The sequence below is a fragment of the Streptomyces muensis genome (genome assembly GCF_021474425.1).
Lineage (GTDB): Bacteria > Actinomycetota > Actinomycetes > Streptomycetales > Streptomycetaceae > Streptomyces > Streptomyces muensis.
On sequence record NZ_JAKEIP010000498.1, the window covers coordinates 1 to 2852 of the forward strand.

2 protein-coding genes and 1 pseudogene are annotated in these 2852 nt (G+C 73.0%); all 3 read right to left on the bottom strand.

Going from position 1 to position 2852, the window contains the following annotated elements; translation table 11 throughout:
- Nucleotides 1-67: 67 nt before the first annotated feature.
- Entirely contained in the window at nucleotides 68-1063 is a 996-nt protein-coding gene (locus tag L0P92_RS43645) for a nucleoside triphosphate pyrophosphohydrolase (RefSeq protein ID WP_234768681.1), read from the bottom strand.
- 115 nt (nucleotides 1064-1178) lie between these two features.
- The gene (locus L0P92_RS43650) at nucleotides 1179-1817 is read right to left on the bottom strand and encodes a SurA N-terminal domain-containing protein (protein ID WP_234768682.1); all 639 of its coding nucleotides are present in this window, start codon (nucleotides 1815-1817) and stop codon (nucleotides 1179-1181) included.
- A gap of 375 nt (nucleotides 1818-2192) precedes the next feature.
- Nucleotides 2193-2852, bottom strand: a pseudogene (locus L0P92_RS43655) (serine/threonine protein kinase); the annotation flags it as partial.

Genomic DNA, 2852 nt, shown 5'->3' on the forward strand with positions numbered 1-2852 from the left:
GGGGTGGTGGGTGTGTCGCTCGTGGGTGTCGTACTGGTGGAGTTGTTGCTGGAGGTGGGCTGGTCTGTCACTCCTTGACGGTATCCGGCGGGGTCAGGCCCTCGGCGGTCCGGATGGCGTCGCGGTACGTGCGGGCCGCGACCCGGAGGGCCGCCTCGGGGTCCACGCCGGAGGCCTCCGCGCGGACCGCCAGCGCGAGCAGCTCGTAGCCGAGGCCCTCGCCGGTCGGGAGGGGGACTTCCAGGCCCGCCGTTCTGACCCGGGACGCCAGCTTCGCCGCGAGGGCGAGGCCGGGCTGGCCGAGGGGGATGCCCTCCGTCACCGACTCGCGCCGCTTCTCCGCAGCCTTGGTGCGCAGCCAGTGCTCCTTGACCTCCTCGGGGGTGGTCGCCGTCTCGTCGCCGAAGACATGCGGGTGGCGGTGGATGAGCTTGCCGACGATGCCGCCGGCCACGTCGTCGATGGAGAAGGGGGACTCCGGATCCTCCTCGGCGATGCGGGCGTGGAAGACGACCTGCAACAGAACGTCGCCCAGTTCCTCGCGGAGCTCCTCGCGGTCGCCGTCCTCGATCGCCTCGACGAGTTCGTAGGCCTCCTCGATGCCGTACTTCGCCAGGCCCTTGTGGGTCTGCTGGGAGGACCACGGGCACTCGACGCGGATCCGGTCCATGACCTGCACGAGGTCGAGGAGGCGGGCGCCGGGCAGGTCGTAGGAGGCGGGGAGCAGCTCCAGCTCGGGCATGCGCACACGGCCGGAGCCGGCGAGACGGGCGAGGCCGTCGGTGAGGGCCGGCTCGCCCTCGCCGGTGGCCACGACCACGGCCGTGCGGCCGCCGGCGCACCCGTCGATCAGCTGCTCGGCGGTCGGCGCGGCCTCGTCGACCGCTATCCCGGCCTCACGCAGATACGGCAGCTGCGGATGCGCGCCGTCCGCGCACAGCACACGGTCGGCCGCGTGCAGCGCCTGCCAGGCCGGCCAGGACAGCAGGCCGGGCGCGACGCGGTGGCTGGTGGTGAGCAGGACGATGCGGCCGGGGGCGGCTTCGGGACTGGTTGCGTTCACGATCCGAACGTAACCCACCTCGCCGACGGCCCCCCGAGTTATCCACAGGCAGGACGGCTACGCCACACAGCTACTACGCACACGGCTACTACGCACACAGCTACCACGCATACGGCTACGCCGACTGCCGCGCCGCCGTCACCTCGCGCACCCACGGCGTCTTCGCGTCGGCCCGGCCGCTCTTCTGAACGTCCCAGGTGCCGTAGCGGGGGTTGAGGTCGATGTCGAGCTTCTTGGACGCCTCGCTCAGGGCGTTCCAGAAGGCGGGCTTGCCGGTGTCGGTGCCCAGCGAGGTGGCGAGCTTCTGGGCCTCCAGCTGGAGGCGGAGGTTCTCGTCGAGGCGCTGCGGCGGGATGCCGTACTGCTGGAGCCAGGCCGTCTCCAGCGCCTTGGCGCCGCCGACCTGCCCCTCCAGGTCGCCGCGCATCTTCTGGAGCTCCTTGCGGGTGACGGTCACGCCCGCGTCCTGGGCGGCGCGGTGCAGCACCTGGTCGAGGACCATGGTGTGCAGGACGTCGCGCGGGAGGGTGCCGGACTTGGCGATGACCTGCTCGTACTGGGCGTCGTCCGGTACGGCGGCGCGCTGTGCCTCGCGCACCTCGCCCACCCGGTTCTCCAGCTGTGCGACGGTGATCCGCTGGCCGCCGACGACGGCCGCCGCGCCGGGATGCGCATCGTTTCCGCAGGCGGTGAGCAGAGGCGCCGCGACGATCGCGGCGGAGAGGAGGAGCGCGGTACGACGGCGGCGGTGCAAGGAGACCTCCCGAGGAAGCTTGTGCGGCGGTGCACAAAGTCTTGCGGTGATCGATGGTAGGCAGTGGGCAAGCTCTGGCCAACCCATTCGACCAACGATTCGCCAGGAGTTCGGGCACCGAGCGCTGCGCTGTGCTTGAGCCGACAGGGTGGTGCGCTTCCCGGCACGAGGGCCGTAACCAGGTTGGCGCGTGCCCTGCCTCGCAGGGGAGCTCGGGGCTACGGGTAGGTCGGCGAGTGCGGGTCGCGTGTGGCTCGCCGCGCCCACGCGGCGGAGCCGCACATCGATACAGCCCCGCGCCCCTTGGGTCGGCTGGGGCACCGCGGCTGTCGGTTGCGGTCGGCGGGGACGGCGGGCTGCGACTGACGACAGGGCCTAGCCGCGTACCTGCCCCAGCCACTGCAGTGTCCGGCGCACCTCCGCCGCGAGCGGGTGGCCCGGGCCGTGCAGGCGCTCCACGTCGAGCAGCAGCCGGGCCAGGGTGTCGTGAGCGGCGGGGCGGTCGCCGAGGGCGAGCAGGAGGTGGCCGATACGGCGGCGGACGTCGTGGGCGAGCTGGGGGTCGCCGGAGACGTACTGGTTCTCGTAGTACGGCAGCAGCGCACGGTACTCGGCGAGCGCGGCCGCCGGTTCGCCGAGCTGTTCCAGGCACTGGGCGGCGTCGAAGCGGAAGCGCAGGGACTGCGGGTCGGCCTGGCCGGCCTCGGCGGCGCGTTCGTCGGCGAGGCGGCGCAGCTCGGGCAGCGCGCGCCGGTACTGGCCGTCGTCCATGAGGGTGGCCGCGTACTGCTTGCGCAGGGTGCGCACCACCGGGGAGTGCTCGCCGTGCTGTTCGGCGGCGGCCGGCAGGATCGCGCCGAGGATGTCGACGGCCTGGGTGATACGGCCCTCGCCGAGCAGGCGCTTGACCTCGTCGACCGCGCGCGCGACGTCCGGTTTCTCCGCCTTCTCGACCGGCGGGGTGACGGGTGCGGGCTGGGGCGCGGGGGTGCGGGCGCGGTCCGGCCAGGGGGCGTGCGGGCGCAGGAAGGGGCG